Genomic DNA, 25,683 nt, shown 5'->3' with positions numbered 1-25,683 from the left:
TTTTTTGCGGATGGCTTTTGTGGTGAGGGGATTCATCCCCTCACCACAAAGGCTACTTCCACAAAAGCCTGTCCGTTTTCAATCCTGAACTGCCCCTACTCTCACCCAAGTTGACGTTAACGTAAAGGGTGATTGACAGCCAACCGTCGCAGGCTTACGTTAACGTAAAGGTGAGAGCCGTTCGACCGCCCTCCCAACCTACAAAAAAGCCAAAAGGTGACCCATGAGCTATCCATCCCTGAACTTCGCCCTCGGTGAAACCATCGACATGCTGCGCGATCAGGTCCAGTCCTTCGTCGCCGATCAGATCGCCCCACGCGCCGCGCAGATCGACCGCGACAACCTGTTCCCGGCCGACATGTGGCGCAAGTTCGGTGACATGGGCCTGCTCGGCATCACCGTGCCAGAAGAGTACGGTGGCGCGGGCCTGGGTTACCTGGCGCACGTGGTGGCGATGGAAGAAATCAGCCGCGGTTCGGCCTCGGTGGCCCTGTCCTACGGCGCGCACTCCAACCTCTGCGTCAACCAGATCAACCGCAACGGCAATCACGAACAGAAAAGCAAATACCTGCCGAAGCTGATCAGCGGCGAACACGTCGGCGCCCTCGCCATGAGCGAACCGAACGCCGGCTCCGACGTGGTTTCGATGAAATTGCGCGCCGACAAACGCGGCGACCGTTTCGTGCTCAACGGCAGCAAGACCTGGATCACCAACGGCCCTGACGCCAACACCTACGTGATCTACGCCAAGACTGATCTGGAAAAAGGCCCGCACGGCATCACCGCGTTCATCGTCGAGCGCGACTGGAAAGGCTTCAGCCGCAGCAACAAGTTCGACAAGCTCGGCATGCGCGGTTCCAACACTTGCGAGCTGTTCTTCGATGACGTCGAAGTGCCGGAAGAAAACATCCTCGGCGTGCTCAACGGCGGCGTGAAAGTGCTGATGAGTGGCCTCGATTACGAGCGCGTCGTACTGTCCGGCGGCCCGACCGGGATCATGCAGTCGTGCATGGACCTGATCGTGCCGTACATCCACGACCGCAAGCAGTTCGGCCAGAGCATCGGCGAATTCCAGCTGATCCAGGGCAAGGTCGCCGACATGTACACCCAGCTCAACGCCAGCCGCGCCTACCTCTACGCCGTGGCCCAGGCCTGCGAGCGCAACGAAACCACGCGCAAGGACGCCGCCGGCGTGATCCTCTACACCGCCGAGCGCGCCACGCAAATGGCCCTCGACGCAATCCAGATTCTTGGCGGTAACGGTTACATCAACGAATTCCCGGCCGGGCGTCTGTTACGTGACGCCAAGCTGTATGAAATCGGCGCGGGTACCAGTGAGATCCGGCGCATGCTGATCGGCCGCGAACTGTTCAACGAAACCCGCTAAACGGAGCTGCACATGGCTATCCTGCATACCCAGCTCAATCCCCGTTCAGCGGAGTTCGCCGCCAACAGCGCGGCGATGCTTGAACAGGTCGACGCCCTGCACACCCTGCTCGCCCAGGTGGCACAGGGTGGCGGCGCGAAAGCCCAGGAACGGCATACCTCGCGCGGCAAACTGCTGCCGCGTGAACGCATCAATCGCCTGCTCGATCCGGGCTCGCCGTTTCTGGAAATCAGTCAGCTCGCCGCCCACGCCGTGTATGGCGAAGAGGTTCCTGCCGCTGGCGTAATTGCCGGGATCGGCCGGGTCGAAGGCGTCGAGTGCATGATCGTCGCCAACGACGCGACGGTGAAGGGCGGCTCGTACTACCCGCTGACCGTGAAAAAACACCTGCGCGCGCAGACCATCGCCCAGCAGAACCGTCTGCCGTGCATCTATCTGGTGGACTCGGGCGGCGCCAACCTGCCGCGTCAGGACGAGGTGTTTCCGGATCGCGAGCACTTCGGCCGGATCTTCTTCAACCAAGCCAACATGAGCGCGATGGGCATCCCGCAGATCGCCGTGGTCATGGGCTCGTGCACCGCGGGCGGCGCCTATGTGCCGGCGATGGCGGACGAAGCGATCATGGTGCGCAATCAGGCGACGATTTTCCTCGCTGGCCCACCGCTGGTGAAAGCCGCGACCGGTGAAGTGGTCAGCGCTGAAGACCTTGGCGGTGCCGATGTGCACTGCAAGATTTCCGGCGTGGCCGACCATTACGCCGAGAGCGATGAACACGCCCTCGCCCTCGCCCGCCGCAGCGTCGCCAACCTCAACTGGCGCAAGCTCGGCGAAGTGCAGCAGCGCACGCCGATTGCGCCGCTGTACGCCAGCGACGAGTTGTATGGCGTGGTGTCGGCCGACGCCAAACAGCCGTTCGACGTGCGCGAAGTGATTGCGCGGCTGGTCGACGGTTCGGTGTTCGATGAGTTCAAGGCGCTGTTCGGCACCACCCTGGTGTGCGGCTTTGCCCATCTGCACGGCTATCCGATCGCGATCCTCGCCAACAACGGCATCCTCTTCGCCGAAGCCGCGCAGAAAGGCGCGCACTTCATCGAGCTGGCCTGCCAGCGCGGCATCCCGCTGCTGTTCCTGCAGAACATCACCGGGTTCATGGTCGGCCAGAAATACGAGGCCGGCGGCATCGCCAAGCACGGCGCGAAACTGGTGACCGCCGTGGCCTGTGCCAAAGTGCCGAAATTCACCGTGATCATCGGTGGCAGTTTCGGCGCCGGTAACTACGGCATGTGTGGCCGCGCCTACGATCCACGTTTCCTGTGGATGTGGCCGAACGCGCGCATCGGCGTGATGGGCGCCGAACAGGCGGCGGGGGTGCTGGTGCAGGTCAAGCGCGAGCAGGCCGAACGCAGCGGCCAGGCCTTCAGCGCCGAGCAGGAAGCCGAGATCAAGCAGCCGATCCTCGACCAGTACGAAGAGCAGGGTCACCCCTACTACTCCAGCGCACGGCTGTGGGACGACGGCGTCATCGACCCGGCGCAGACTCGCGATGTGCTGGCCCTGGCCTTGTCCGCGTCGTTGAACGCGCCTATCGAACCGAGCCGCTTCGGCGTGTTCCGGATGTGATGCTTTTTGTCGGAGCGAGCCTGTGTGGCGAGGGAGCTTGCTCCCGTTCGATTGCGCAGCAATCGTAATCCAGGCCCACAGGCAGCTCCCACAAGAACCGTGGAGACGGAAGAATATGAGCGATTTCAACACCCTCGAACTGCACAACGATCCAAGGGGTTTTGCCACCCTGTGGCTCAATCGTGCAGAAAAGAACAACGCGTTCAACGCCGAAATGATCCGCGAACTGATTCTGGCGCTGGACAAGGTTGCCAGCGACGCCAGCCTGCGTTTCCTGCTGGTGCGCGGGCGCGGCAAACATTTCAGCGCCGGCGCTGACCTGGCGTGGATGCAGCAATCGGCCGAACTCGATTACCACACCAATCTGGACGACGCCCGCGAGCTGGCGGAGCTGATGTACAACCTCGCCAAGCTGAAAATCCCGACCGTGGCCGTGGTGCAAGGCGCGGCGTTCGGCGGCGCGCTGGGGCTGATCAGTTGCTGCGACATGGCGATTGGCGCCGATGATGCGCAGTTCTGTCTGTCGGAAGTGCGCATCGGTTTGGCGCCGGCGGTGATCAGTCCGTTCGTGGTCCAGGCCATCGGCGAACGTGCGGCGCGTCGTTATGCGCTGACTGCCGAGCGCTTCGGCGGGCAGCGGGCGCGGGAAATCGGTTTGTTGTCCGAGAGCTACCCGGCCGCCGAGCTTGATCAAGCCGTCGAGCAATGGATCGACAACCTGCTGCTCAACAGCCCTGCCGCGATGCGCGCCAGCAAAGATTTGTTGCGCGAAGTCGGCAACGGCGCGCTGACCCCAGCGCTGCGCCGCTACACCGAAAACGCCATCGCCCGGATCCGCGTCAGCCCTGAAGGCCAGGAAGGCTTGCGCGCCTTTCTGCAAAAACGTCCGCCGAACTGGCAAGCCGCAACCACCACCAAGGAGCCGCGTTGATGAACGCACCTGTCCTCACCACCCTGCTGGTGGCCAACCGTGGCGAAATCGCTTGCCGGGTCATGCGTACCGCAAAGGCCTTGGGCCTGACCACCGTCGCCGTGCACAGCGCCACCGACCGCGAAGCTCGGCACAGCCGCGAAGCGGATATCCGCGTTGATCTGGGCGGCAGCAAAGCCGCTGACAGTTATCTGCAAATCGACAAGCTGATCGCAGCGGCCAGGGCCAGCGGCGCGCAGGCGATTCACCCGGGTTACGGCTTTCTGTCGGAGAACGCCGGCTTCGCCCGTGCCATTGAACAGGCCGGGCTGATTTTCCTCGGTCCGCCGGCCTCGGCCATCGACGCGATGGGCAGCAAATCTGCAGCCAAGGCCTTGATGGAAACCGCCGGTGTGCCGCTGGTGCCGGGTTATCACGGCGAGGCGCAGGATCTCGAAACCTTCCGCGATGCCTGCGAACGCATCGGCTATCCGGTGCTGCTCAAGGCCACGGCCGGTGGCGGCGGCAAAGGCATGAAGGTGGTCGAGGACGTCAGCCAACTGGCCGAAGCCCTGGCCTCGGCCCAGCGCGAAGCGCAGTCGTCGTTCGGCGATTCGCGGATGCTGGTGGAGAAATACCTGCTCAAACCGCGTCACGTGGAAATACAGGTATTCGCCGACCAGCACGGCAACTGCCTGTACCTCAACGAACGTGATTGCTCGATTCAGCGCCGGCACCAGAAAGTCGTCGAAGAAGCCCCGGCCCCGGGCCTGACCCCGGAACTGCGCCGCGCCATGGGCGAAGCGGCGGTGCGCTCGGCGCAGGCGATCGGTTACGTCGGTGCCGGCACCGTGGAGTTTCTGCTCGATGCGCGCGGCGGATTCTTCTTCATGGAGATGAACACGCGTCTGCAGGTCGAGCATCCGGTCACCGAAGCGATCACCGGCCTCGATCTGGTGGCGTGGCAGATTCGTGTGGCGCGCGGTGAAGCGTTGCCGATCACCCAGGATCAGGTGCCGCTCAATGGCCATGCGATTGAAGTGCGGCTGTATGCCGAAGATCCGTCGAATGATTTCCTGCCCGCCACCGGACGTCTGGAGCTTTACCGTGAATCGGCCGCCGGACCGGGGCGTCGGGTGGATAGCGGGGTGGCTGAAGGCGATGAAATTTCGCCGTTCTATGACCCGATGCTCGGCAAGCTGATCGCCTGGGGCGAGGATCGCGAGCAGGCGCGCCTGCGGCTGTTGAGCATGCTCGATGAGTTCGCGATTGGCGGCTTGAAGACCAACATCAACTTCCTGCGGCGGATCATTGCACATCCGGCGTTTGCCGCCGCGGAGCTGGATACCGGGTTTATTCCGCGTTATCAGGAAACGCTGCTGCCCGCTCCGGGTGAGCTGAGCGATGAGTTCTGGCAGACCGCAGCACAGGCTTTCGCGCAGAGTTTGCCGGGCGCTGTTCGGGCGGATGACCTGGGTTCGCCGTGGGCGTTGAACAGCGGGTTGCGCGCAGGGTTGCCGGCGGAAATTAGCCTGCATTTGAGCTGCGAAGGCCAGGATCGGGCGCTGACCTTGAGCGCCACCGACAACGCCAGGCTGTCGGGCGAAGCGCTGGTGGTCGAGCACGATGGCGTACGCCGTACCTTGCGCGCCATTCGTCAGGGCGATTCGCTGTACCTGCAATGGGACGGCGAGTTGCGGCGCATTCAGACGTACGACCCGATCAGCGCCGTTGACGCCAGCCACAGTCATCAGGGCGGTCTGACTGCCCCCATGAACGGCAGCATCGTGCGGGTATTGGTGGAGGCCGGGCAATCGGTCGAGGCCGGCGCGCAACTGGTGGTGCTCGAAGCAATGAAGATGGAGCACAGCATTCGCGCGCCCCATTCGGGAGTGATCAAAGCGCTGTATTGCCAGGAAGGGGAAATGGTCGGCGAAGGCAGCGCTTTGGTGGAATTGGAAGCCGTGTGAATGGGAGATCGATCCTGCGCCGAGCGAGGATCGATCTGACTAGAAACGCGCCGTCGCCTGAACCACCACGCCGATGATTCGACACTCATCGGTGAACAGGGCTTTGGGCCAGGTCGGATTGAGCGGTACCAGATAACGCTGGCCGCCCTCTTCGTCGAGCTTGCGAAAGATCGCTTCATCGCAGCCCTGCCACTGGGCGATCACCAGTTTGCCGGGCAGCGCTTCCACCTCCGGATCCACCAGGATCAGCATGCCTTCGGCGATGCTCTGGCCGGAAGGTGCGGTCATCGAGTTTCCCGTCACGGTCAGCCAGAACGCTGCGCCACGGGCGTGATAGTCCGTCAGTTCGAAGCGCTGCTTGTCATGCGTCGGGGCGTAAGCGTTGGTTGCACTCTCGCGCGATTCGCACGGCGTGTGCCAGTCGCTGACCGGATAGCGGAAGTACGGGTTGTACTTCTGCGCCAGCGGCATCTCCTCATCGTCGATCTCCTGCGGCTCGCGAATCACCAGCACCACTTCCAGGAAGTCCATCCCGAGTGCCTGCAATACGCGGTTCATTTCCGTGATGCCCGGTTCGCGACGTTTGTTCAGCCAATGGCCGATCCCGCCCTGGGACATGCCGACGCGCTCTCCGAGCTCTGTTTGAGTGATTTTGAGTTCACTCATCTTGGCCTTGACCAACTCAATCCATTTATCCATGTGCGGCACCTTACTTGCCCCGCCTTCGGCCGGCAAAACACATATTGTAGTATTTAAATTCTGGTCACAACTACGCATCGTACTATGCTGGCAGCACGGACTTTCAATCGAACAAGGAGTGACCCTTCACCATGAATATCAGCAGCAAAGACTTGCCCGATCTGCAAATGGACACCACATTCACCTCCCCTCAGGGCAACGCGGCAGCGCAGCGAGCACTGGACTATTACTTGAAACCAGCTGTTTCAGAACCTGAGGTGGATGAACGTTTTTTCGATGTGAAACGCCATCTCAGCGGCGAAGAAGCGCTCGTGCACGCGTCGGATCTGCTGCGTTGTGCAGCCGCCACTGCCTTCAAGGCAGCGGAAAACCTGCAGGGCGCGAGCCGCGACCTGGCATTTTCGGTGGTGCATATGGTGGATATGGCGCGAGCGATGGTCGACCATTCAATTGATGGCGAGCAGCTCTGACAGACACGGGAAGCGGACGGACAGGAAAGAATTTTCCAATCGCGCAGATAAAAACATTTGACTTGCAAATGATAATGATTATTATTGCAAGCAACTGGTCGCGAGATCAGTCGATGGACCAGAGACCTTAGGTCGGTCTTCTGGACTATCTCCTCATCAGGCTAATCACGGTTTTTGACCCGGCTTTTTGCCGGGTCTTTTTTTTGCCCGTTTTTCGGGCTTATGGCTTCAGGCTAATGAAGTCTTTGGGTGCTGCAAATTCGATGGCGCGGATAATATCAAAAGAATATCGCTTGGCAAGCAAAGCCCGGCCCGATTGGAGCAAACTAATGGCAATTAGCACTTGAGAATCAATCGCACAGTCTCTAAGCTGCTTGCGCGTCACGGAAGACGCCCCCCACCGCAAGCCGCAATTTCCCTCGGTTTCACCCCAGTCTTGCGTGTAAAGTAGCTGCCATAAAAATCATATTCAGGAACCGATATGACCGTGGCCAAATCTTCGTTCGACATCAGCGCCAACTTCGACAGCGGCAATATTCAAGTCATCGACATCTCCAATCCGCTCAACCCGGTTCTGGCCATTCGCCCGGATACCCGGAGCGCTCACTTCCAGTGGTTCCACTTCAAGGCCAGCGGCCTGCATGTTCATCAGGAACACTGGTTTCGTCTGGTCAACGCCAGCCAATCTTCCTACAACAAAGCCTGGACCGGCTATCAGGCGGTCGCTTCCTACGACCACGTCAACTGGTTCCGCATTCCCACCAGTTTTGAAGGCGACAGCCTGCGCTTTTGCCTCGAAGCCGAGCAGACTCACGCCTGGTTCGCCTACTTCGAACCCTACAGCCGCGGTCGTCACGACTGGCTGATCGAGCAAGCGCTGAGCAAGGCCGGTACCGAGCTGCTGGCCACCGGCAAAAGCGTCGAGGGTCGTGACATTCAACTGCTGCGCAAGGGCAGCGGCGCCGAAGGCCAGTGTAAAATCTGGATCATCGCGCAACAGCACCCGGGCGAGCACATGGCCGAATGGTTCATGGAAGGCGTGATCGAACGCCTGGAGCGCCACGACGACCCGGTGCTGAGCAAGCTGCTGGCCAGCGCCGATCTGTATCTGGTGCCGAACATGAACCCGGACGGCGCCTTCCACGGCCATCTGCGTACCAACGCCATGGGCCAGGACCTGAACCGCGCCTGGCAGAGCGCCAGTCAGGACATCAGCCCTGAAGTCCTTTTCGTACAACAGCAGATGGAAAAGTACGGCGTCGATCTGTTCCTCGACGTACACGGTGATGAAGAAATCCCCCACGTATTCACCGCCGGTTGTGAAGGCAACCCGGGTTACACGCCGCGCATCGAGAAGCTCGAAGAGCATTTCCGCACGCACCTCAAGCACACCACGAAAGACTTCCAGACCAAATATGGCTACACCCGCGACGAACCGGGTCAGGCCAACATGACCCTGGCCTGCAACGCGGTCGGCCAGAAATACGACTGCCTGTCGCTGACCCTGGAAATGCCGTTCAAGGATCACGATGACCATCCGAACAAAGAAACGGGCTGGTCGGGCAAGCGCTCGAAACAGTTGGGCAAGGATGTGCTGACCACGATCGCAGACATGGTCGACACTCTGCGCTGATCCCTCCCCCGCTCTACCCAAAGATCGCAGCTATGCCTGCGATCTTTTTTTTGCGCATTCAAACGCCATAACCAACAAGGTTGCAAATTAAAACCAGAATGCTTACCGTGATTCTGGTTTTAATTTGAAACCCAAAAAGGAATCAGGGCATGCAATCTCAACCCCTCAAAAGCAGCGTTGTGCTGCTGTTCGCCATTGCCTGCGGTCTGGCTGTAGGCAATGTGTATTACGCGCAGCCGCTGCTGGACGCCATGGCCGAGGCCTTCGCCATGTCGCCGGCAACCATCGGCATCGTCATCACCTTGACGCAGATCGGCTACGGCATCGGCCTGGTGTTGCTGGTGCCACTCGGCGACCTGCTCAACCGACGCCGGTTGATCGTCACCCAGACCCTGCTCTCGGCCGCCGCGCTGCTGATGATCGCGCTGGCACCCAATAGCGTGTGGTTGCTGCTCGGCATGACCCTGACCGGCCTGCTCGCCGTGGTGACGCAAGTGCTGGTGGCGTATGCCGCGACACTGGCCATCCCGGCGCAACGCGGGCGCGTGGTCGGCGTGGTCACCAGCGGCATCGTCGTCGGTATTCTGCTCGCGCGCACCGTTGCCGGGGCCATGGCTGATCTGGCCGGTTGGCGGGCAATTTATCTGCTGTCGGCGGGGCTGACGCTGCTGATGGCGCTGCTGCTGTTACGCGTATTGCCCAAGAATGAAGCCGCGCAGCCGGCGAGCCGTTACGGCGCGCTGATCGCTTCGGTGTTCAGACTGTTCAGGCAAGAGCCGGTGCTGCGACAACGGGCGATTCTCGCGCTGCTGACCTTCGCCAGCGCCATGGTCCTGTGGACGCCGATGGTGCTGCCGCTGGCTGCCCCACCACTGTCGCTGTCACACAGTGAAATCGGCCTGTTCGGGTTGGCAGGTGCCGCCGGTGCACTCGCCGCCGCGCGCGCCGGACATCTGGCTGATCGCGGCCTCGGCCAATGGGTCAGTGGCTTGTCGCTGCTGCTGATGCTCGCCTCGTGGCTGCCGATCGCCCTGACCCAGTCCTCGTTGTGGGCGCTGTTGCTGGGGGTGATCACCCTGGATCTGGGCTTGCAGGCCGTGCACGTCACCAGCCAGAGCATGATCTACAGCGTGCGCCCCGAAGCGCAAAGCCGCCTCACCGCCGGCTACATGCTGTTCTATTCGATCGGCAGCGCATTGGGTTCGATAACCTCGACGGCGATGTACGCCTGGGCCGGCTGGACCGGCGTGTGTCTGCTTGGCGCCGCTATCAATGCAGTGGCGCTGGGTTATTGGTGGCTGACCGTGAAAAGTGGCGCACCCCAGCGATGCGCCACACAGACGAGTTAATCGCGATCGCGACCGCGCAGCATGCTGTCGAGCACCTCGTCGCGGCGCACCCAACCATGGAACAGCGCCGCCGCCAGGTGCAACAGCACGGTCAGGAACAACAGGTACGCCAGGTAGCCATGCGCCTTGCGCAGCAGGGCAAATACTTGCGCATCGGCCGGCAGGATCGATGGCAACTGCAAGGTATTGCTGAGCATCACCGGCTCCCCCGAGGCACTGATCATCGCCCAACCGAGCAGCGGCAACACCAGCATCAAGGCGTACAACAACACATGCGAAGCCTTGGCCGCCATCACCTGCCAGCCCGGCAGATCGGCGGGCAGCGGCGGCTGTCGGGTGGAAAACCGCACCAACAGACGCACGATCACCAGCAGCAGAATCGCGATCCCCAGCGGTTTGTGCAGATGAATCAGCCATTCATGCCGCTGTGAAACCGAAGTGACCATGCCGGCGCCAATGAACAACATGGCGATGATCATCAGCGCCATCAGCCAGTGCAGCAGCCGCGCCAACAGCGCGAAATGAGTCGGTTGCGTGCTCATGGGCGAGCCTCCTGACGGGCGGCGGGCAATTGGCTGACTTCACTGGTACGCCGCAGATAAGAATCGGCGTAACCGGCTGAACGCGCGGCGAGCAGCGGGTCGTCGGAGCCTTCGATACCGGCCGGCAGTACCAGCGGATCGTAGTTGATGTCGCGGCATTCGCCGCTGAGCTGCGGCTGAGTCTTCTCCAGCACCAGCGTGCCGGCGTTGATCACCTTGCGACCCTCGGGCCAGGTTTTGCTCGCATCGTTCACTGGATCACCGGGGTTGGCCAGGGTGATATTCAGCTGCCAGCGCAACGGCCCCTCGGCCAGGCGCTGCACCAGATCCTTCTCGAGAAAATCCGCACCCTCCGGCGCCGCGGCTCCGGCGGCATCACGCGCCAGTGGCGTGACACTCCAGCGCACCGCCTGCTTCTGCCCGCTGGCGTTGACCAGATAGAACGCATTCACGCTGTTGTAGGTTTCGGTGGCATAGCTGGCCGACGGTTTGGCGGTTTTCACCCACGTCAGAAACGGCACGGCTTCCGGGTGCGCGGCGAAGAACGCCGGGACTTTCGACGGATCCGGTTTACCTGTGGCCGGATCCGGCGACTGCGCCTGCTGCAATTGATAGAACGCCTCGGGAGTGCCAACCGGGAACACCGGCATGCTGTTCATCCCGGTGCGCCATTGCTGACCGTTGGCCTGGGTAAAACGCAGCGCCAGACTGCGGATCGGCACACTGCTGTCCGGGGCGTAGGGATTACCCGCCGGCAATGCGAAACGCCCGACCACCGGCGTCTGCGCCTCGTTGAACACCTGCGCGGAAGAGAACGCCCGCGCCTCGCCACTGCTCTCGAAATGTCCGATCACGCACACGCCCTTGGCGTGGTTGCGCCGGAACCCGGGATGCACGCCGTTGTTTTTCTCCAGCACATCGACCAGCGCCTTGGGCGTCAGGCGTTGTGGGTCAAGGTTACCGTGCACGTAGGCAAACGCCCCGGCGACAGCAGCGACGACCACGGCAATCGCCGTCAGGCGCAACACTGTGCTCGCGGCACTCAAGGGCGGACGCGGCGGCCTGCCCGGCGGTGAAGTGCGATCAACCATGAATAACTCCAGGGCCATCGGCCACAAGTAGGAAGAATCAGCAAGACGCACCCCATCAGGATTTATTCCATGGCCCGGTATTTATTTTTCCGAACGTGGAATAACCTCGAACGGCAGACGTCTCCCTAGTCCACAGCGTAGTGACTAGCAGAAATTCATGAGCGAATTCGACGAACAGTTGAGAGAAATCATTCCCAGATTGCGCCGCTTTGCCGTGTCACTGACCCGCAACAGCAGCAGCGCCGACGATCTGGTGCAGGCCAGCCTCGAGCGAGCCCTGTCCGGCTGGGGTGCGAAACGCGCCGAGGGTGACGTGCGCGCGTGGCTGTTCGCGATCCTCTATCGGCAGTTTCTCGACGGCCACCGACGCTCCCGTCGTTATGCGCGGATGCTCGAATTCTTCACCGGTCGCGACGACGCCGAACCCTCGACCGAGCGCACCGTGATCGCCCAATCGACCCTGCAAGCCTTCGATCGCCTGCCTACCGAGCAGCGTGCGTTGCTGTTAATGGTCTCGGTCGAAGGCTTGAGCTACAAGGAGATCGCGGACATCCTCGACGTCCCCACCGGCACGGTGATGTCGCGCCTGTCCCGCGCCCGCCAGGCCTTGCGCCAGCTCAGCGACGGCGAAATCAGCAGCCCTTCTTTGCGGATACTCAAATGATCAGCATGCCCCCCAGCGAGCGCGACCTGCACGCGTACGTCGATCACCAACTCAACGAAGCCGACCGGCGTCTGGTCGACACCTGGCTGACCGCTCACCCGGAAGCCGCCGCGCAGGTGCGCGCCTGGCAGCACGACGCCCAGCTGTTGCGCGCAGCCCTGGGCGGCGCCTTGCAACAACCGGCCAATCCGGCGCTCGATCCGGCGCTGATTCGCCAGCGCCTCAAGCGTCAGTCGCGGCGGCACCTGGCCAGCGCGGCGGTGTTGCTGATCGCGGTCGGCATCGGCGGCTTCAGTGGCTGGCAGGCACGGGAGATGACCTTGGTGCGGTCTTCGATGCTGCCGATGACCGACGCCTTGCAGGCCTATCGTTTGATTGCCCAGCAAGGGATTTTGCCGGCGGACTACAAGGTCGACACTGACGGCGATATGCAGCGTTGGCTCGACCGCTATTTCACTCAGGCCAGTCGCTTGCCGGACCTGAAATCCGCCGGGTTCGAACCGGTCAGCGGCCGCCTGCTCAGCACCGACGAAGGCCCGGCAGCGATGGTCATGTACGAGGATCGCAGCGGCCACAAGGTCAGTTTCTATGTGCGACCTCCGGGGCCGAAGAACACCTTCCTGCCACGCGGCAGCCGCAGCGACGGCGATCTGCAGGCGGATTACTGGTCCGGTGGCGGGTACAACTATGCAATGGTCAGCCCGACGGATTCGCCGGCAGCGAAGCAGCTGAAGCAATCAATGCAATTCTGAAAGCCCCACTGTAGGAGCTGCGGCACGCTGCGATCTCTTGATTTTTAACATCAAGATCAAAAGATCGCAGCGTGCCGCAGCTCCTACAGGGGACTGTGTTGGGTCAGAAACCTACGTCGAGCACCACATTGTCCAGATAAGTGCCCGCCGGCGGCGTGGTCTGGTCGGTGTAGATCTTCGCGTTGTAATTGAAGATCTGGCTCCCCGTACCCAAACCGTTCCCCGGATTGACCTCGGCGTCAGTGCTGCTACGACGGGCACTGCCAACGCTGCCCCAACGAGTGGTGCCGGCGCTCTTGAAGATGTCGTAGGCCAGATAATTACTCCCGGAAATCATCCGCCGCCGACCGCCGACACTGACCGGGTTCTGCCCGTCGCTCAAACCGACGGTGTAGGCGCTGCCCTTGGTACAGGCCAGATTGATCGTCTGCCCGGTCACCGGGGTAAAAGCGCTGATCACCGGTGCGCTACCAAAGGCAATGTTCGGCGCGGTAATCGTGCAGTCGTTGGACACGGTCAGGTTCACCGTCAACGTCGCGGTACCGCTATTGATGTCGCGCCCCAGACAGACACTGCCGATACCGATCCCGGAGCAGTAATTCCAGTTCCAGAAAATGCTCAGGGTTTCCGTATAGACACCGGCGGCAACGTTGCTGCCAATGGTCGTGCCCAGATACAGCGGCACGGTTTTCGGGGTGGTGCCGTTGAGCAGTCCCAAGGCATCGATGATGCCGTTGCGCGCGAAGTCATAGGCGGTGCCGCGAGTCACCGGGTAGCTGGTGCTGTTGTTGGCGTAGATCGTGTAACCGATGACGTCGCCAGTCGGCCCGAGCAAGCCGCTCTGGGTCGAGGTGATGGTGGCGTAGAAATGATCGTTGCTGGTCAGCAATGACAGCAGCGAACCAGTACAACTCAACCCGGCGTTGAGCGTGGAACTGGGCTGCGTCGTGGTGCGCACGGCAATCGAGCTGATCGAGCCGAACGCCGCCGGCGTGGTGCTGACCACCGAACACAAGGCCTGCGCCATCCCCGGCAGCAGCAAAGCCAGACACAGGCAGATCCGCGCCGCATTCACTGGCACACCAACGGGCCGATCAGCGGCACCTGGCTTTGCTGCATATCCACAGCGAATTGCGTCTTGCAGGTCTTGCCGTCGGCCAGCGTCACCAACAACGAGTTCTGCGCCTGCAGGTTTTCCAGGTAGACCAGCCCGTCCCAGCCGACCACCGTCTGTGTACCACTCTGCTCGTGCAGCACGCCCGCGCCCAGTGGCAGTTCACGTTGCTGCGCATCCACCAGCACGATGCTCGCGGCGATCACCCGGGTCAGTGGAAACTCCAGCAAATAGCCGCTGCCACGGCGTACGGCGATGCGTTGTTCGACGTTGGGGCTGCGCACGTTGGCCGGCAGATTCAGCGGATCGATTTCGTATTTGCCGCGGTAGTACGCGCTGCTCCACGGCACCAGCAAGTGACCGTTTTTATCGGTCTGCCCGACCTGCTGGTTTTCGTAGCGCACCGGAATGTCGGCGAAACCCTCGGTGCTGACCACCACAAACGCGTCGTCGATGCGATTGGCGGCGAACACCTGGCGGTCCATCCACACCAGCGAGCCACTGGCATCGGCCCAACGGGTCTCGGCCTCGGACGTGCCGTAGACCCCGGCCTGCAACTGCACCGATTGCATACGCCAGGTCACGTCGGCCTGGCGATAGTCGGGACCGTCACCCTTGGCATACCCCAGATTGAAACCGACCCCGCCCTCGGTCGGCACCGAGCGGCTGTAATTGACCCGCTGCTGACTCTGCCCGGTTTTGCTGCGTTCACTGCTGATCGCCAGGCTGCCGCGCAGATCGAACGGGATCACCAGTTGCGCCTGCACTGCCCAGTTGCTGTCGCCGATCTCGCGGTTGGCCGACAGATAGAAGCTGCTGTTGCGCCACAGCGGTTTGCTCCAGCTCAGGTTGAGCAGACGCGTGCGCGAATCGTCCGCCGCGCGCACGTCGAAATAACCGGCACCGAGGCTGCCCCAGCGTTCAAGGTTGACACTCAGGGTCGCCTGCTCGCTGCGCCGGCTGAGGCTGATGTAGGGGCTGTCGATCACGCTCAGGTCGGCGTACTGATCGCGGCGTTGCAGGCGCTGCCAGGAAAAACTGTAGCGTTGGCTGCTGTACTGATAACCGAGACTCAACTGCTCGCCGCCGTCGCCCTCGAACCGGCTCTGACTGATGGCGCTATTGAGTACGCCGAAATTGCCCAGACGCCAATTGCCGCCGAGGCCGCCGAGGGTCAGCGAGTCAGCCGCTTCGGCGTGGCTTTCCAGGGTGAAGCTGTCGCTGACACCGTAGCGCAGGCTGCCGGAAGTCACGCCAGGGCCATAGCTGAAGTCCTTCAAGCCGTAATCACGGCGCAACGTACCGGCCGCCAGCGAGAAATCACTCAGGCCTTTTTGCAGCAGACTGCTGGTGACATAGAACGGCACCGTGGTCGACACCTGCCGCCCCAGCGCATCGGTGGTCACCACCACCGCCTCCCCGGCGCCGTTGATGAAGGGAATATTGGTCAGGGTATACGGCCCCGGTTGCAGGTCGGTGCTACTCGACTTGTAGCCGTTGATGAACAGATCCACCGACGACGGCACCGCGGCCTCGCCGGCGAACTGCGGCAACGGATAAGTCACCAGATCCGGACGCACGGCAAAATCCCGTGAAAATTGCACGCCGCCCAGACGCACCGAGTTGCTCCACGGCAAGGCGCCGCTGATCACGTCCCCGCCTTCGTAGGTGAGCATTCGCTCGTCATCGGAGTAACGCCAGGTGGTGTCGTAGCGCAGGTAACCGTTGTCCAGCGTGCTGACCGAATCCCCGGACAAGGTGCGCCGGTACTGCCCGGTGTTGGACAACGTGCCCCAGCTGTCGAACAGCCGCAGCTCATTCCAGGCCGCCAGATAAGTGCCGGCATCGTCAGTGTCGTTGAGGTACAAGTCGTAGTTGAACAACGCGCCGAAACTGCTCAGCGCCGGGGTGCGTGGATAGTTCTCGCGGTTGCCGATGAACTGGTCCGGCAACCACTGCGGTGGCACGTCCAGCAGCAGGCGCTGGCCGACACTGTCGTATTCGCTGTGCAGTCCCGGCAAACCGTCGAGATCGACTTCGTCAGCGCTGCCCTCGGGCAATTTCATCCCGGTTTCGCGCAGTGCACTGGCCGGCAGAAACAGATGCCCGTTACGCTGCTGCACCGCCACCACCCGCCCGGTGTTCATCTGATTGACCACCAGTTCCAGAAACAACTGTGCATCACTCACAGCCTCCATGCCGCTGGGCGGCGGCGGCAGTTCGCCGGCCTCAGATGGTTGCACGAACATCAGGCACCACGCGCCGGTCATGAGCCACAACGGACGCTGAATACGACGAGCCCATCCCGGGCTCATACACGCTTTACGTCCGTCAATGGACTTGATCCTCCTGATGCCACTCTTGCCAAAGCCAGTTATCTTTCTCTGGAATTTTGACGACACGATGTAATCATTGTGGCGAGGGAGCTTGCTCCCGCTCGGCGGCGCAGCCGTCGTTAGATCTGTTTAAGCGGGCTACCTGACACTGCGTGCTCGCCTGACTTGGGGCTGCTTCGCAACCCGGCGGGAGCAATCTCCCTCGCCACAGTAATCCACTCAACACAGGGTCTTGGTTCAGCGTCCCGGCGCAATGTTCTGCACCTGCGCCCCGCCATTGACCCGCACCTGCAACGCCGACTCACTGGCCAACGGCCCCGGTGCCGGCCAGCGCATCACCGCCCCCGGCAACACGTAACCCAGCAAGCCTTCGGCCAATGGTTTGTTTTGTCCGCCCTGTTTGATCGCCACGTCGGTGAGCCGCGCATGCACCGCGCCCTGATTGCGCACCTCGACATACGGCCGGCCGTCCACCGTCACCGTGCGCCAGCTCAGTTGCGGCACACCGATACCTTTGGGATCACGCGGGCGGCTGCTGTCTTCCTTGCTCCACAGCCCCGCGCCGTAAGCAAACAACGGCACCGAATAGCGCATCTGGAAGCGGATCGCGGCGGCGGTCTTGCCGCCCTCGGCAGCCGGCGGCTGGGCGGAAGGGATTTCGTCGATGATGATCCGGTAGGCCAGCTCCTGCCCCGGCGGCACATCCTTGGTCCGGGTCAGACGCACCAGTTGCTTTTGCCCTGGCTCGATCTTCGCTACCGGCGGGCTGCCGATCACGTCGCGCTGATTCTGGTATTGCTCTGCAAAACCGCTCTGGCTCCAGCCGAACACACGGATCTGCAGGTTGGCGGTTTCCGTGCCACGGTTTTCCAGCCACAGCGCACTGGCCTGTTGATCGGCCTCCAGCACCGGATCGATCGGCCAGATCAGCACCGAGCTGGCGGCCTGCGCATGGCCGGCCCCGAGCATGACCAGCGCCAGCAACGCGCCCTGCAACAACGAATGTCCAGACGTAACTGCCCCCATGAACCTGCTCCTTGTCGGCCATTCAAATGTCGCTTTACCACGACAGCTGCACCTGCAACACGTCGCTGTACGTCCCCCCGGGCTGATTGCCCGGCAATTGCACCTGACCGTAAATCGGCAGGCTGATGTTGTTCGCATCGCTGTAGGCCACCGCCACGCTCTGACCGATGCCCAGGCTCTGGCTGTACGCCGCATCGCGAAACAGCGCATACGCCACCCGCGCACTGCCGCTGTTGATCTGCATATGCCGACCGCTGCTGTTGTACTGGCCGCCATCGACGCTCATGTTCAAGGTCACCCCGGGGGTGCATTGCAGTTGCACGCCGCCGGTCAATGCCACTTGCACCGTTCCCGTCGCGAGGGCCGAGCGCGAGCCGAAATTCAGCCCGCCGTAATTCGACACCCCGCCAACTACCAGACACCCCGGCGTGACGGTCGCGCTGACCTGAAAGCTCTGGCTGGTCGCCGCCCCCAGCGGCAGCGGCACACTGCCCGCACAGAGCAGGAGCAGCGCGGCACAGCCCTGGCGGCGCATGGCATCAGAACGTCAGTTCGACAGCGACGGTGTCGGTGTAAGTCCCGGCCGGCAGTCCAGCCTTGCCCACCGCCTGACCGTAGATATTCACCGTCTGCGCCACGCCAGTGCTGGTCGCCAGGTTGATCGTGCCGTCGATCGGCAGCAGCTGTGAATGCCCGGCATCGGTGTAGAAATCGTACGGCACGTAGTTGGCGACACCGTCGTACAGCGCACGAGCACCGCCCGGCGACTGCCCGTCGTGAGCACCGGCGCGCACTTTGACCACCGGGGTCGTGCCGCTGGAACAGAGAATCGACAACGCCCCGCCGCCACCGCCGAGCACTTGCCCGCTGGCGGTGGTGAACAGACTGTTGGCGGTACCAAAGTTCAGCGCACCGAAGTTCAGGCCCGTGGAGCCGCCGGCGCCATTGACCTGACAGCTGCTGATCAGAGTCAGACTGGCGGTGATCTGGCCGGTGACCGTGGTGGCGGCGTGAGCACTGGAAACCAGCGTCAGGCCGAGCAACGACAAACCTATCCTTGATGCATACGTACGCATGGTGTCCGTCCTCTACGGGGTTACCAGTCGAGCGTCACCGTCAGCGTGTCGGTATAGACACCTGCCGGTACCGCGCGGGTATTCGCCACCACCGTGCCAAACACCGGAATCGGTATTTGCGCACCGCTGGTGACAGCGAAATTGTGTTGTTGACCAATGCTGTAGCGCTGGCTGCCGGAGGCATCCAGAAAGAGTTGGTAAGGCAGGGTCTGACGCCCGTTGCTCAGGCGGCGGGTGGTGCCGTCACCGTGGCTGCCGCCATCGATGGTGACGGTGAAACCAGTGACCGAAGGATTGCAGGCGACATTCAGCTTGCCGCTGCTGTCGCCGTCGAGGCTGGCCTTGATCGGCGCGTTCCAGGTCGGCCCCTGCTGACCGAAATCGAGGGTACCCAGATCGCTCACCGGGATCGCCGGGGTGGCGCTGTTGGTGACTTCGCACCCGGCGATCAGGATCAGCCGCGCATTGATCTGCCCGCTGATTGCCGCCTGTGCGTCGTCAGCGAGCAACAGCAGCGTACCCGTGGCGATGACCATCCAGTGCTTGCCTGTCATTGCGTCCGTCCCTGCTCCTTGAGGATGTCTGCGTACCTTGCGCTCGTCATCGAACGCCCCTTCCCTGCGCAATCCGCCTCCAGCGAATCGCCTGAAAATCCGCACTTACCAGGTCACGGTGACCTTGACCAGATCCGAATAGCGGCTGACTTGCGGCACCTGCGCCAGACGCTCGATCCGTGCATACAGCGGCAGCTCCACCGTGCCGGTGTCCGGCACCCGGCCGCTGACCGGCACGTCCACCACCAGCGGCACCCGGCGCGCCGCGTCCTGATACAGCCGATAGGGAATCGGCTGGCTTCCCGCAGCCCCCGCCATGTAGCGAACCTCACCAACGCCGCCATGCAGGCCACCGTCGACCCGCAGCTGATACGGCGTGTCGGGGTTGCACTCCAGGCGCGGCAAGCGCTGATTGGTCAGTGCCGCACCCAGTGGTCCGGCCGGATCATCGAGGCGCGCAGTACTGCCGAAATCCAGCACACCCAGTTGTTCGATACCCGCCTCGCGCTGCTGGCCGATCAGTTGGCAGCCACGCTGCACGTCAACGCGGACTTCGACCTGAAAATCCGCCGCATGCACCGAGGCCCCCAGCACCCCGAGCAGGCCCATCACCACACGTACAATCACTGTCCCATTCCTTGTGAGGGAACATCCTGGATGACGTTACTGTGTTTCAGGTTAGCAACGGTCGACGATTCCGCCAGTCGATTGGATCCATGGATCTGCCGGGATATGTTTCGAAAGTTTGGCAACACAGCGAATTACATCGCTGAAAATAGCTGTACGCTCCGCACAAATCTGTTCAGTGATCGCCCACAGTCGACCAGCCGCGATAGAAGCCGGGCGCAGCCTCTGGTTACACTACGGCGCCGCGCCTCCGGGCGCCGGTCTGATGAACACGGAGTGACTGCACTGTGCCCTCTCGAGCGCCCAAACGATCGCCACTGACCCTGCGCTGGTCGGCGCTGCGCCGCTGGTTCGCCAAGGGTCGGCCAGCGCATGCCGGGCATGACGCGAATGCCCAGTCGATCCGCGACTATTTCCGGCACAAGGCCCACGGCCAGGGTTACACCCTCAGCCACAGCCAGCAGCGGGTGATCGATTGCATGGCGCAGCAGGCCAGCCTGTTGTTCGGCGCCAGGCCGCAAACGCCGCCGAGCCTGTACCTGCATGGTGCGGTCGGACGTGGCAAGAGCTGGCTGCTCGATGGTTTTTTCCAGGCGCTGCCGACCGCGCAGAAACAGCGCGCGCATTTCCATGAATTCTTTGCCCGGTTGCATCAGGGCATGTTCAACCATCACGAACAGGACGACGCTCTCGGCGTGACCCTCGACGAGCTGTTAGACGATTGCCGGGTACTGTGCTTCGACGAATTCCATGTGCATGACATCGGCGATGCGATGCTCATCACCCGTCTGTTCAAGGCCTTGTTCCAGCGCGGCATCCTGTTGCTGGTGACCTCCAACTATCCGCCGGAAGGCTTGCTGCCCAACCCGCTCTATCACGCGCGCTTCAAACCGGTGATCGAATTGATCAACGCCCGCATGCAAGTGATGGAGGTCGGCGGCCCGCACGATTACCGCAGCCAGGCGAGCAACCATGCGCATCAGTTATTCACCCAGGGCCACTATGTGTGGCCGGCCACCGCGACCCAGCGCCAGGCCTTGAACCTGCCCGCGCAGGACGCGCCGGCGATTGCCTTGCCGGTGGGCATCCGGCACTTGCAGGCACGGCTGTGCGAAGGCCGCACCGTCGGTTTCACCTTCAACGATGTGTGTGAGCAACCAACGGCGGTCATGGATTATCTGGAGCTGTGTCGACGTTTCGATCACTGGATCATCGATGATCTGCCGGAACTGGGCGAATGCCCGATCGCCGCGCAACAGCGCTTCATCAACCTGATCGACGTGCTCTACGACCAGGACAAACACCTGATCCTGCTCAGCCGCTTGCCACTGCGCGATGCGCTTGGCGGCAATGCCATCGACCTGGCCCGCACCCGCAGCCGTTTGGGGCAGCTGCAGGAAATCCACTGATCCCATTGATCACCACCGATTACCACTGTGAGAGCGAGCTTGCTCGCGAAAGCGGAGTGTCAGTGACGAATCACTGACTGACAGGACGCCTTCGCGAGCAAGCACGCTCCCACAGGGTTTCCGGTGTTATCGAGGGTCGGGTCAATGCAAATCCAGCCATTGCCGTTATCATGTCGCCCATTCCGAGCGCCCGGCGCTTCTTTCCCTTGATAGTGAACATCCCCATGCACACCCTTGCTCAATTGCGCGCCGGCGAGTTGTCGGGCATTACCCGGCTGGATCTGTCCTGCGGCCTGACCGAGTTTCCCCGGGAGATTTTCGAACTGGCCGATACGCTGGAGGTGCTCAACCTCAGCGGCAACGCCCTGAGCAGTCTGCCCGATGATCTGCATCGCCTGACCCGGATGCGCATTCTGTTCTGCTCGGACAACCGCTTCACCGAAGTGCCGGAATGCGTCGGAAAATGCGCGGCGCTGACGATGATCGGCTTTAAGGCCAACCGCATCAGCCACGTGCCGGGCGCAGCACTGCCGCCGCTGCTGCGCTGGTTGATCCTGACCGACAACTGCATCGAAAGCCTGCCCACCGAACTGGGTGAGCGCCCGTATCTGCAAAAACTGCTGCTGGCCGGCAATCGCCTGCAAGCGCTGCCAGTCTCCATGAGCCAGTGCCATCGCCTGGAGCTGATCCGCATCGCCGCCAACCAGATGCGTGAACTGCCGCAGTGGCTGCTGACCCTGCCGAGCCTGACCTGGCTGGCGTACGCCGGTAATCCGCTGGAAACCGAGGCCGATGCCGCCGCGCTGGAATCCACGCCGCTGATCGACTGGTCGGCGCTGCGTCTGGAACAACGCCTGGGCGAAGGCGCCTCGGGGGTGATTTCCCGGGCGCAGTGGCAGCGCGCCGACGGCTCGCAAGTGCCGGTCGCGGTGAAACTGTATAAAGGTGAAATGACCAGCGACGGCTCGCCGCTGCACGAGATGAACGCCTGCATCACCGCCGGCCTGCACCCGAACCTGATCCGCGTGGAGGGCCGTATTCACGGGCATCCTGATGGCCAACAGGGACTGGTAATGCAACTGATCGACCCAAGCTTTCGCAACCTGGCGGCGTTGCCGAGCCTGGCGAGCTGCTCACGGGATGTCTACGCAGAGGATTGCCGTTTCAGTACCGAGGTGGCCTTGAATATTGCCAAGGGCATCGCTTCGGCTGCCGAACACCTGCATCAACAGGGCATCACCCACGGCGACCTCTACGGCCATAACATTCTGTTGAACGATCAGGGCGATTGCTTGCTCGGGGATTTCGGCGCGGCGTCGTTCCATGCCACCACCGACAACCTGGAAACCCGGGCACTGCAACGCATCGAAGTGCGGGCGTTCGGGGTTCTGCTCGGGGAATTGCTGGCGCGCGTCGACTCGGGGTTGAGCGATGAACGACGCGAGGTGCTGCAAGCGCTGGAGCAGCATTGCTGTCAGCCGGATGTGCTGGCGCGGCCGGGGTTCAGTGAAGTGATTGAGGTGCTGGAAAAGCTCTAACTGACCCAAATCCTGTGGCGAGGCAGCTTGCTCCCGCTGGACGGCGAAGCCGTCCCAAAAACAACGACTGCTATGCAGCCGAGCGGGAGCAAGCTCCCTCGCCACAGTTTATCTTTGCAGCAAATCAGCCCGCCAGACCGACAAACATGTCCTGCACGTCGTCGTGGTTGTCGAGGCCTTCGAGGAACGCTTCGACTTCAGCCATCTGCTCGGCACTCAGGCCGCTGACCGGGTTCTTCGGCTGGTAGCCGAGTTTGGCCGACAGCACGGTGAAGCCTTGCTCAGGCAGGGCTTTCTGCACGGCGTCGAGGTCGGTCGGATCGGTCAGGAACAGGGTCGCGCCCTCTTCACCCGGCTCGAAGTCCTGGGCACCGGCCTCGATCGCGGCCATTTCCGGATCGGCGTCCGGGGTGTCCGGCGAGGCTTCGATCATGCCGACGTGGTTGAAGTCCCACGCCACCGAACCGGAAGCACCCAGCTGCCCCTTGCGGAACGCCACGCGGATTTCCGCAACGGTGCGGTTGATGTTGTCGGTGACGCACTCGACGATCAACGGAACCTGGTGCGGTGCGAAACCTTCGTACGTCACACGGTGGTATTGCACGGTTTCGCCCAGCAGGCCGGCGCCTTTCTTGATGGCGCGGTCCAGGGTTTCCTTGGGCATCGAGGCTTTCTTGGCCTGTTCGACCACCAGACGCAGGTGTGCGTTGGTGGCGGTATCGGCACCGTTGCGGGCAGCGATGGTGATTTCTTTCACCAGTTTGCCGAAGATCTTGCCCTTGGCGTTGGCTGCCGCTTCTTTGTGTTTAACCTTCCACTGTGCGCCCATTACTCACTCTCTTGATCTGTGGCGCCGAGACATCTATTGGCCGACGCGTGGCGCCAAGTTTATACGGCCTAAAGTCGGCAATCGACCAAAAAAATCATTGTTGGATCGACATCTTCACCACGACTTGTAGGGCGATTCTGAAAAGCCCACCAGCCATGACCATTCGTGCTCGCGTTTTCGTACCCTCTGCCGTCCGTATTGCCCACAGAGCCCGTACGAATGCTCAATGACAAGGATAGCCCGTTCACCCTGACCCTGACCGACGGCCCGCTGTGCCTGCCGGTCTTGCGTTTCAGCGGCACGGAAGCACTCAATCAGCCGTTTCGCTTCGAGATTGAAGTGATCGGTCTGGCGCCGGCGTTGCCCCCCGGCAGCCTGCTGCGCCAACCCGCGTTCCTGCGCCTGGGTACCGATCACGGGATTCACGGCCTGATCCACAGCGTCAGTTGCGAGCATCGCGCCAGCCACCGCATCGGCTACCGGCTGATTCTCGTCCCGATGCTGTTGAATCTGCAGCAGTCGCCGCGGCGCCGGGTCTTCGTGCAAACAAGCGTGCCGGCGATCCTTGCGCAACTGCTCGAAGAACATCAGCTGCCAACGGACAGTTACCGGATCGAGATGAGCGTCGGCCAATACCCGCCACGGGAATTTTGCCTGCAATACGAGGAGAGCGACCTGGCCTTCGTGCAACGGCTGTGTGAGGAGGAAGGTATTCACTATCACTTCGAACATCACCCGAACGGGCATGTGCTGGTGTTTGCCGATGACAACCTGAGCCTGCCGCAGGAGCCGCTGCCAGTGCCTTTTGCCGTTGCCGACGACACGCCGTCACCACGCATCAGCACGCTGTTACAGCGTAATGACGCGACACCGGTCATGGCCGCGCCCGGCATTCGCAACCGGGGCCAGGCGGTCATTACCGCAGACGCGGCCAACCACCCCGTGCCCGCGCTCACACCGCTGAACCTGTCGAGCGACCAGCGTCACTCCGAACAACGCAGCCGTCGCCATCTGCAGAGTCAGCGCTGCCAGTCGCGCACGATCCGCGGCTCCGGCGACTGCAGCGCGTTGCGCAGCGGGCATCTGTTGCAGATCAGCGAACACCCGATCAATGCTTTCAACGAGCAATGGCTGATCACCGAGCTGCACCATCAGGGCCAGCACCCCTCGATCCTCGATCCGACAACCGACGTGCATCGCTACCGAAACGACTTCAGCGCCCTGCCCTGGTCGAGCGATTTTCGCCCGCCCCTGGCACAGCCGCGCCCGAACATCGGCGGCTATCACCTGGCACGAGTGCTGGGATCGCCCGGCCAGTCAGCAGCACTGGATGATCGCGGGCGCATCGGCGTCAGTCTCTGGCCTGCGCAGACAGCCGAGTCCGCGTGCCTGTGGCTGCCAATCGCGCTGACCGGCACCGGCCGGCTCGACGCCCACCAGCTGCCCCGCGCCGGCAGTGAGGTGTGGGTGAGCTTCCTCGACAGCGACCCGGATCGACCGATCCTCTGCCTCGCCAACCCGCGTTCCGCACCACCGAACGAAACGCCGCCACCGCGCGACAGCAGCCTGTTGCTCGATTGGCTGCTGCATGGGGCCGATCCGTAAGCGTCGCAGACATTGGAATTGGGTACAGCGGCCGGCAACGGGTTGGCTGGGAGGGCGCTATCGCGAGCAGGCTCACTCCTACAGTTGGATTGGGTGCGGGCAGTTGGAGATTGGTCGGCTCGCAGGCCGCCATCGCTGGCAAGCCAGCTCCCACAATTGGATTGGGTGTATTCAGCATGAGATTGGCCGGCTGTCGAGCCAACTCCCACAGAAGAGCTAAAGCCAAGCGCATGCTTTTCACCACTCAATGGCCGAGTGTCAGCTCGCCGAAAGCTCTTGATCTTGGCGTGCCGGCCCCTTCGGCAGGCTGAGTGAAGGGGTTTATCCGGGGGTGGGAGCGCAGCGACCGTTTGGCGAAGCCAAACACATCGAGAGGAGGTGCAGCGAAGCAAACCGTAGGCGATGCCCCCGGATCAACCCCGTAACGAAGGAACCCGAGCCTAAGCGAGGGCCGTACGCCGGGGCCCAGCCTTTTGGTTACT

At 62.2% G+C, this 25,683-nt stretch carries 23 protein-coding genes; 12 read left to right on the top strand and 11 right to left on the bottom strand.

The window, feature by feature from the left end:
- Window positions 1-223: 223 nt before the first annotated feature.
- From ACIP8I_RS03975 to ACIP8I_RS03960, 4 genes are all read left to right on the top strand, one after another.
- Window positions 224-1,387 carry an isovaleryl-CoA dehydrogenase gene (locus ACIP8I_RS03975; protein WP_400758836.1) on the top strand — a complete coding sequence of 388 codons (1,164 nt, stop codon included), beginning with the start codon at window positions 224-226 and terminating at the stop codon, window positions 1,385-1,387.
- Window positions 1,388-1,399: 12 nt separating this feature from the next.
- Entirely contained in the window at window positions 1,400-3,007 is a 1,608-nt protein-coding gene (locus tag ACIP8I_RS03970; protein ID WP_400758833.1) for a carboxyl transferase domain-containing protein, read from the top strand.
- A gap of 115 nt (window positions 3,008-3,122) precedes the next feature.
- Window positions 3,123-3,938, top strand: coding sequence for a gamma-carboxygeranoyl-CoA hydratase (locus ACIP8I_RS03965; protein ID WP_095138853.1), 816 nt, complete (start codon window positions 3,123-3,125; stop codon window positions 3,936-3,938).
- Window positions 3,938-5,887, top strand: coding sequence for an acetyl/propionyl/methylcrotonyl-CoA carboxylase subunit alpha (locus ACIP8I_RS03960; RefSeq protein WP_400758830.1), 1,950 nt, complete (start codon window positions 3,938-3,940; stop codon window positions 5,885-5,887). The genes ACIP8I_RS03965 and ACIP8I_RS03960 overlap by 1 nt, the downstream gene beginning before the upstream one ends.
- Window positions 5,888-5,926: 39 nt before the next feature.
- Here the strand turns inward: ACIP8I_RS03960 and ACIP8I_RS03955 are convergent, their stop codons facing one another.
- Window positions 5,927-6,586, bottom strand: coding sequence for a LexA family protein (locus ACIP8I_RS03955; RefSeq protein WP_400758828.1), 660 nt, complete (start codon window positions 6,584-6,586; stop codon window positions 5,927-5,929).
- A gap of 131 nt (window positions 6,587-6,717) precedes the next feature.
- Here ACIP8I_RS03955 and ACIP8I_RS03950 point away from each other — a divergent pair, with 131 nt between their 5' ends.
- The 3 genes from ACIP8I_RS03950 to ACIP8I_RS03940 all read left to right on the top strand — a co-directional run bounded on the left by ACIP8I_RS03950 (window position 6,718) and on the right by ACIP8I_RS03940 (window position 10,038).
- Window positions 6,718-7,056 carry a DUF6124 family protein gene (locus ACIP8I_RS03950; RefSeq protein WP_003223691.1) on the top strand — a complete coding sequence of 113 codons (339 nt, stop codon included), beginning with the start codon at window positions 6,718-6,720 and terminating at the stop codon, window positions 7,054-7,056.
- Between the two features lie 481 nt (window positions 7,057-7,537).
- On the top strand, window positions 7,538-8,689 hold the full coding sequence (locus ACIP8I_RS03945) for a M14-type cytosolic carboxypeptidase (RefSeq protein ID WP_400758825.1): 1,152 nt from the start codon (window positions 7,538-7,540) through the stop codon (window positions 8,687-8,689).
- A gap of 149 nt (window positions 8,690-8,838) precedes the next feature.
- Window positions 8,839-10,038 carry an MFS transporter gene (locus ACIP8I_RS03940; RefSeq protein WP_400758823.1) on the top strand — a complete coding sequence of 400 codons (1,200 nt, stop codon included), beginning with the start codon at window positions 8,839-8,841 and terminating at the stop codon, window positions 10,036-10,038.
- On the opposite strand, the gene ACIP8I_RS03935 is transcribed toward ACIP8I_RS03940, so the two are convergent.
- Window positions 10,035-10,580, bottom strand: a complete 546-nt coding sequence (locus ACIP8I_RS03935; RefSeq protein ID WP_400758821.1) for a cytochrome b — start codon at window positions 10,578-10,580, stop codon at window positions 10,035-10,037. The genes ACIP8I_RS03940 and ACIP8I_RS03935 overlap by 4 nt on opposite strands.
- A complete protein-coding gene (locus ACIP8I_RS03930) occupies window positions 10,577-11,671 on the bottom strand; it encodes a catalase family peroxidase (protein WP_400758819.1) in 1,095 nt (364 codons plus the stop codon). The genes ACIP8I_RS03935 and ACIP8I_RS03930 overlap by 4 nt, the downstream gene beginning before the upstream one ends.
- A 157-nt stretch (window positions 11,672-11,828) precedes the next feature.
- On the opposite strand from ACIP8I_RS03930, the gene ACIP8I_RS03925 reads away from it, so the two are divergent.
- Both ACIP8I_RS03925 and ACIP8I_RS03920 read left to right on the top strand, forming a co-directional pair.
- Window positions 11,829-12,335, top strand: a complete 507-nt coding sequence (locus tag ACIP8I_RS03925; protein ID WP_400758817.1) for an RNA polymerase sigma factor — start codon at window positions 11,829-11,831, stop codon at window positions 12,333-12,335.
- Window positions 12,332-13,087 (top strand): anti-sigma factor family protein, encoded by a 756-nt coding sequence (locus ACIP8I_RS03920; protein ID WP_400758814.1) that lies wholly within the window; start codon window positions 12,332-12,334, stop codon window positions 13,085-13,087. The genes ACIP8I_RS03925 and ACIP8I_RS03920 overlap by 4 nt, the downstream gene beginning before the upstream one ends.
- 103 nt (window positions 13,088-13,190) lie before the next feature.
- On the opposite strand, the gene ACIP8I_RS03915 is transcribed toward ACIP8I_RS03920, so the two are convergent.
- From ACIP8I_RS03915 to ACIP8I_RS03885, 7 genes are all read right to left on the bottom strand, one after another.
- Window positions 13,191-14,114 (bottom strand): spore coat protein U domain-containing protein, encoded by a 924-nt coding sequence (locus ACIP8I_RS03915; protein WP_400759160.1) that lies wholly within the window; start codon window positions 14,112-14,114, stop codon window positions 13,191-13,193.
- Between the two features lie 44 nt (window positions 14,115-14,158).
- On the bottom strand, window positions 14,159-16,516 hold the full coding sequence (locus ACIP8I_RS03910) for a fimbria/pilus outer membrane usher protein (RefSeq protein WP_400758812.1): 2,358 nt from the start codon (window positions 16,514-16,516) through the stop codon (window positions 14,159-14,161).
- A 258-nt stretch (window positions 16,517-16,774) separates the two neighbouring features.
- Window positions 16,775-17,563, bottom strand: a complete 789-nt coding sequence (locus ACIP8I_RS03905; protein ID WP_367084101.1) for a molecular chaperone — start codon at window positions 17,561-17,563, stop codon at window positions 16,775-16,777.
- 34 nt (window positions 17,564-17,597) lie between these two features.
- Complete coding sequence (locus ACIP8I_RS03900; RefSeq protein WP_400758810.1) at window positions 17,598-18,098, bottom strand: spore coat U domain-containing protein; 501 nt, start codon at window positions 18,096-18,098, stop codon at window positions 17,598-17,600.
- A gap of 4 nt (window positions 18,099-18,102) precedes the next feature.
- Entirely contained in the window at window positions 18,103-18,639 is a 537-nt protein-coding gene (locus ACIP8I_RS03895; protein WP_367084100.1) for a spore coat U domain-containing protein, read from the bottom strand.
- Between the two features lie 20 nt (window positions 18,640-18,659).
- Entirely contained in the window at window positions 18,660-19,193 is a 534-nt protein-coding gene (locus ACIP8I_RS03890; protein ID WP_400758808.1) for a spore coat U domain-containing protein, read from the bottom strand.
- A gap of 105 nt (window positions 19,194-19,298) precedes the next feature.
- Window positions 19,299-19,802 (bottom strand): spore coat U domain-containing protein, encoded by a 504-nt coding sequence (locus tag ACIP8I_RS03885; RefSeq protein ID WP_400759158.1) that lies wholly within the window; start codon window positions 19,800-19,802, stop codon window positions 19,299-19,301.
- A gap of 305 nt (window positions 19,803-20,107) precedes the next feature.
- Between ACIP8I_RS03885 and zapE the strand changes: the two genes are divergently transcribed.
- Together zapE and ACIP8I_RS03875 are read left to right on the top strand one after the other, a co-directional pair.
- The gene (gene zapE / locus ACIP8I_RS03880) at window positions 20,108-21,229 is read left to right on the top strand and encodes a cell division protein ZapE (RefSeq protein WP_400758805.1); all 1,122 of its coding nucleotides are present in this window, start codon (window positions 20,108-20,110) and stop codon (window positions 21,227-21,229) included.
- 224 nt (window positions 21,230-21,453) lie between these two features.
- The gene (locus tag ACIP8I_RS03875; protein ID WP_400758804.1) at window positions 21,454-22,767 is read left to right on the top strand and encodes a leucine-rich repeat-containing protein kinase family protein; all 1,314 of its coding nucleotides are present in this window, start codon (window positions 21,454-21,456) and stop codon (window positions 22,765-22,767) included.
- 124 nt (window positions 22,768-22,891) lie between these two features.
- On the opposite strand, the gene ACIP8I_RS03870 is transcribed toward ACIP8I_RS03875, so the two are convergent.
- Window positions 22,892-23,596 carry a YebC/PmpR family DNA-binding transcriptional regulator gene (locus ACIP8I_RS03870; RefSeq protein WP_027614601.1) on the bottom strand — a complete coding sequence of 235 codons (705 nt, stop codon included), beginning with the start codon at window positions 23,594-23,596 and terminating at the stop codon, window positions 22,892-22,894.
- A gap of 219 nt (window positions 23,597-23,815) precedes the next feature.
- On the opposite strand from ACIP8I_RS03870, the gene ACIP8I_RS03865 reads away from it, so the two are divergent.
- Window positions 23,816-25,201 (top strand): type VI secretion system Vgr family protein, encoded by a 1,386-nt coding sequence (locus ACIP8I_RS03865; RefSeq protein ID WP_400758802.1) that lies wholly within the window; start codon window positions 23,816-23,818, stop codon window positions 25,199-25,201.
- Window positions 25,202-25,683 lie beyond the last annotated feature (482 nt).

The sequence above is a fragment of the Pseudomonas sp. NPDC088414 genome (assembly GCF_044753325.1).
GTDB lineage: Bacteria > Pseudomonadota > Gammaproteobacteria > Pseudomonadales > Pseudomonadaceae > Aquipseudomonas.
Note: the sequence above shows the minus strand (reverse complement) of the source record. Positions and strands in the feature narration are given on the sequence as shown.